This window comes from Streptomyces sp. (genome assembly GCF_031178505.1).
GTDB classification, from domain to species: domain Bacteria; phylum Actinomycetota; class Actinomycetes; order Streptomycetales; family Streptomycetaceae; genus Streptomyces; species Streptomyces gulbargensis.
The window spans coordinates 1-4,592 of the sequence record NZ_JAPSIW010000575.1 but is presented as its reverse complement, the minus strand read 5'-3'; the positions used below and the strand labels follow the sequence as shown (position 1 = coordinate 4,592).

The following is a 4,592-nucleotide window of genomic DNA, read 5'->3' as shown; positions in this document are numbered from 1 at the left end:
CACGGCACCGCCCGCGACGGCACCGGCTGCCGGTGAGCGCGCCCCCGGCGGACCGCCCGCACGGAAGCCCGCCCCCGGCGAGGGACGTCCCGCACAGGCGCCCGCCCCCGCCGAGCCGCCGCCCTCCGACGAGCCCGCACCCGGCGAACCGCCCCCGGCGGCACCGCCCGGCGCAGAGCCGGCCCCCGGGGAGCCCTCCTCCCCCGCCGAACCGCCCGCCGGGGACGACGACGCCGCCGCGCTCCCGCCCTCCGGGGGTGACTCCGTCGCCACGCTCCTGACCCGGCTCCGGACGCTCTACCGGCAGGCCGAGGAGGCCACCGAGCGGTACAACGCCACGGCGGAGGCGCTGAAGCTGCAGACCGCCGACACCAAGAAGGTCACGGCCGGACTCACCGCCACCCGTGAGGCCCTCGCCCGTGCGCGGGACGAGGCCGGGCGGCTCGCGCGGGAGCAGTACCAGGGCCGGTCCGCCCTCTCCCCGGCCCTGCGGCTCCTCCTCGCCCCCGACCCCCGGGCCGCCCTGGACCAGGGCCATCTGATGGCGCGCGCCGCCCGTGACCGGGCCACGACGGTCAGCCGGCTGCGCGACGCCGAACGGCGGGCCGGCACGCTCGCCGCCGCCTCCGCCAAGGCGCTGGAACGACAGCGGGAGCTCACCGCGCGGCAGCGGACCGAGCACGCGCAGGTCATGGCCCGGCTCCGGGAGGTCGAGCGGCTGCTCGCCTCGCTCTCCCCCGCACAGCTGACCCGGCTGACCGAGCTGGAGCGGGCGCAGACGGCGGGCGCCCAGCGCACCCTGCTGGACTCGGGGGTCCTCGACGGCGTCCGCACCCCGTCCCGGGCGGGCGCGGCGGCCCTCCGCTTCGCGGTGGACCGGATCGGCACCCCGTACGCGTGGGGGGCGGAGGGCCCGGACGCGTACGACTGCTCGGGGCTGACGCGGCAGGCCTGGGCGGCGGCCGGCCGGGACATCCCGCGCACCAGCCAGGAGCAGTGGGCGCGGCTGCCCCGGGTCCCGCTGGCCGAGCTTCGCCCGGGCGATCTCGTGGTCTACTTCCCCGGCGCCACCCATGTCGCCCTCTACCTGGGCGAGGGACTGGTGGTGCACGCGCCGCGGCCCGGCGGCCGGGTGAAGGTATCCCCCGTCGCCGCGAACCCGCTCCTCGGCGCCGTACGCCCCGACCCGGACGGGACGGCGCTGCCCTCCTACGTACCGCCACGGCTTCCGGCGGGCGCGCGGGACGGCGCGGACGAGGGGTACGACGCGACGGCCTGAGCGGGGAGCCGCTCCGCCCGGGGCTCACTCGAAGAGGGAGAGGAGGCCCTTCAGCCAGATGCCCGCCATCACGGTGCCGCCGAGGAACGCCCCGACGGTCACCACGACGCAGCCGGCCCTGCCGCCCTCGTCCACCGGTCCGTCGCCGTCGAACGGGACCGGCTCGTCCCAGTCCACCGGTCGCCCCACCTCGGCCGCGCAGGCCTCCCGGACCTCGGCGAGCCGCTCCGCCGCGAAGGGGGTGGCCGCGAGCGCCTCCGGGCCCCGCCAGGCGAGGGCCTTCATGCGCCACCGTGCGGAGACGTACCGCCGCTCGAAGGCGGCGGTCTCCTCCGGGTCGCGGTCCTCCTCGAGGTACATCCAGCGCCCGGCCTCGGCCGCGTCCCCGTACAGCCGGTACACCGCGGCGAGCCGGCGGCGCAGCGTCAGGTCCCACGGGTACGACCCGACGAGGCCGCGCAGGCGCTGCCGTGCCAGGGGCACGCGGCCGGCGGCCAGGTCGGTGTCCACCCGGGCCAGGGTCTCGTCGAGGGGCATGCCCCCATGATCCCCGGACCGCCTCCCCGTTCTCGACCGGTTTTCGCGGCGGGGAGGCGCTGTCTCAGGCGCCGGTGAGCGACGCCAGGTAGGCGTTCGTCCTCTCGGGGTCGTAGAAGAAGTTCTCGAAGTCCGCCGGGTCGTTGAAGCCGTTGGCGAAGCGGTCGGCGGCCGGCTGGAGCTGTCCCGCCGCGCCGAGGAGGTTCAGGACGTGCTCCGGCGGCGGGGCGAGCATGGCGTTGGTCCACTTCGTGACGTGCTGGGCCGTCTGCCAGTAGCGGTCGAAGGTGGCCCGCATCCACTCTTCGTCGAAGGGGCGGTCGCCGTGCTCCACGATGGCGGCCAGATAGGCGGCGGCGCACTTGGAGGCCGAGTTGGAGCCCTGGCCGGTGATGGGGTCGTTGGCGACGACCACGTCGGCGACGCCGAGGACCAGGCCGCCTCCGGGCAGCCGGCCGACGGGGTTGCGGACGGTCGGCGCGTACCGGCCGGCGAGGGTGCCGCCCGCGTCGGTGAGTTCGACCTTGGTGGCGCGCGCGTACTCCCAGGGGGTGAACCGCTCCATCAGCTCCAGCGTCAGCGCCAGGTGCTCCGAGGGGTCCTTGACGCCCTGGAAGACGTCGAGCGGGCCGCCGGGCACACCCTCCCAGAAGAGGATGTCGGCGCGACCGCCGGTGGTGAGGGTCGGCATGACGAAGAGTTCGCCGACGCCGGGGACGACGTTGCAGCGCACCGCGTCGAAGTCGGGGTGCTCGGGGCGCGGGCCGAGGCCGTGGACGTAGGCGACGGCGAGGGCGCGCTGCGGTTCGCTGTACGGGGAGCGGGAGGCGTCCCGGCCGAACATGGAGACCAGCTCGCCCTTGCCGGCGGCGACGAGCACCAGGTCGTAGCGGCGGGCGAAGAAGTCGAGGTCGCCGACGGCGGCGCCGTGGATGACGAGCTGGCCGCCGCGCTGGGCGAAGGTCTCCATCCAGCCGGCCATCTTCACGCGCTGGTCGACGGACTGGGCGTAGCCGTCGAGCTTGCCGACCCAGTCGATCGCGCGGCCGCCGTCGGGGGCGGCGACGGAGACGCCGAGGCCCTCGATCCTCGGGGCCTGCGACTCCCAGAAGTTGAGGCCGAGGTCGCGCTCGTGCTGGAGGGCGGTGTGGAACATGCACTGGGTGGACATGACCCGGCCGGAGCGGATCTCGTCCGCCGTCCGGTTCGACATGAGGGTGACCTCGTAGCCCTGCGACTGGAGGCCGAGGGCGAGCTGAAGACCGGACTGTCCGGCCCCGACTATGAGTATCTTCCGCATGGGTGGTGCTCCTGGCGTGACGTGACGGGGAGGGCTATTCGGGGGTGGCTTCGAGCGCGTGGGCGACCATGGCGAGCAGGGTCTCCACGACGCTGTAGCGCTTGCGCGCGTCCATGATCACCACGGGGACGTGCGGGGGCACCGTCAGGGCCTCCCGTACGTCCTCCACCTCGAACCGCTCGGTGCCCTCGAAGTGGTTGACGGCCACGATGTACGGGAGCCCGCAGCTCTCGAAGTAGTCGAGGGCCGGGAAGCAGTCGGTGAGCCGGCGGGTGTCGGCGAGCACGATCGCGCCGATCGCCCCGCGCACCAGGTCGTCCCACATGAACCAGAAGCGCTGCTGGCCGGGCGTGCCGAACACGTACAGGACGAGGTCGTTGTCGAGCGTGATCCGGCCGAAGTCCATCGCCACGGTCGTGGTCAGCTTGTCGGGCGTGGCCGTGAGGTCGTCGGTGTCCTCGCTGGCCCGGGTCATCAGGGCCTCGGTCTGGAGCGGGGTGATCTCCGAGACCGCGCGGACGAAGGTGGTCTTGCCGACGCCGAAGCCGCCCGCGACCACGATCTTCGTGGCGATGGGGGCGCGGCTGTGGTCCAGCTGCCAGTCCTGGGCGCCCTCCTCGCTGTCGGCGACGGGGCCGGGGTCGGGGTCGGGGTCGGCCAGGGGGTCCCCGGCCCGCGGCTGGGCGGGGACGGTGGCGGTGACCGCCGCGGGCTCGGGGACGACGGCGGTGTCCGCCGGTACGACGGCGGTGGCGTCAGAGACGACGGAGTCCACTCAGCACCCTTTCGAGGAGCGCGCGGTCGGGCTGGCCGGTGCCGTGACCGGTCCCGTACACACGGATCTTTCCCTGGTCGGCCAGGTCGCTGAGCAGCACCCGGACGACCCCCAACGGCATCTTCAGAAGTGCCGAGATCTCCGCGACGGTCCGCATCCGGCGGCAGATCTCGACGATGGCCCGCATCTCGGGCATCAGCCCTCGGGCCCCCGGCCCGCCGTCCGTCAGGACCTTGCGGGGGGCCGGCGCTTCCAGCGCGGCCACGAAGGTCTCCACGAGCAGCACGTGGCCGAAGCGGGTGCGGCCGCCGGTCAGCGAGTAGGGGCGCACGCGGGCGGGGCGGCGCCCCTCCCCCCGTACCGGCAGCCTGTGGGGGTGGAACCCCGAGGACAGCGACGTCACCGGTTCCCCTCCATCGACTTGCGCAGTTCGCTGCGGACCTCGGGGGTGAGGACATGGCCGGCGCGGCCCACGAAGAGGGCCATGTGGTAGGCCACGACGCTCATGTCGCAGTCGGGTTCGGCGTGGACGCCGAGCAGCGAGCCGTCGCTGATCGACATGACGAAGACGCTGCCCTCCTCCATCGCCACCATGGTCTGCTTGACGCCGCCGCCGTCCATCAGCCGGGCGGCGCCGACGGTGAGGCTCCCGATGCCTGAGACGAGGGTGGCCAGGTCGGCGCTGGAGCCGCGCGGGCCCG

The 4,592-nt window shown here is 74.6% G+C and carries 6 protein-coding genes; 1 reads left to right on the top strand and 5 read right to left on the bottom strand.

The genetic code is table 11. From position 1 onward, the window contains the following. A partial coding sequence (locus RIF68_RS28085) for an NlpC/P60 family protein (RefSeq protein ID WP_309054100.1) occupies nucleotides 1–1,279 on the top strand: 1,279 nt, incomplete at its 5' end. 24 nt (nucleotides 1,280–1,303) lie between these two features. On the opposite strand, the gene RIF68_RS28080 is transcribed toward RIF68_RS28085, so the two are convergent. The 5 genes from RIF68_RS28080 to RIF68_RS28060 form a co-directional block, all read right to left on the bottom strand. Then, entirely contained in the window at nucleotides 1,304–1,816 is a 513-nt protein-coding gene (locus RIF68_RS28080) for a DUF6584 family protein (RefSeq protein WP_309054099.1), read from the bottom strand. A 64-nt stretch (nucleotides 1,817–1,880) separates the two neighbouring features. Further along, nucleotides 1,881–3,116, bottom strand: a complete 1,236-nt coding sequence (locus RIF68_RS28075; protein WP_309054098.1) for a styrene monooxygenase/indole monooxygenase family protein — start codon at nucleotides 3,114–3,116, stop codon at nucleotides 1,881–1,883. Between the two features lie 34 nt (nucleotides 3,117–3,150). Beyond that, nucleotides 3,151–3,777, bottom strand: coding sequence for an ATP/GTP-binding protein (locus tag RIF68_RS28070; protein WP_309054101.1), 627 nt, complete (start codon nucleotides 3,775–3,777; stop codon nucleotides 3,151–3,153). Between the two features lie 94 nt (nucleotides 3,778–3,871). Beyond that, the gene (locus RIF68_RS28065; RefSeq protein ID WP_375165247.1) at nucleotides 3,872–4,285 is read right to left on the bottom strand and encodes a DUF742 domain-containing protein; all 414 of its coding nucleotides are present in this window, start codon (nucleotides 4,283–4,285) and stop codon (nucleotides 3,872–3,874) included. 5 nt (nucleotides 4,286–4,290) lie between these two features. Continuing rightward, a partial coding sequence (locus tag RIF68_RS28060) for a roadblock/LC7 domain-containing protein (RefSeq protein WP_309054096.1) occupies nucleotides 4,291–4,592 on the bottom strand: 302 nt, incomplete at its 5' end.

What these genes read in the sequence shown, in the direction of transcription:
- RIF68_RS28080 (WP_309054099.1), bottom strand. Translation starts at nt 1,816, where the DNA reads ATGCCCCTCGACGAGACCCTGGCCCGGGTGGACACCGACCTGGCCGCC.
- RIF68_RS28075 (WP_309054098.1), bottom strand. Translation starts at nt 3,116, where the DNA reads ATGCGGAAGATACTCATAGTCGGGGCCGGACAGTCCGGTCTTCAGCTC.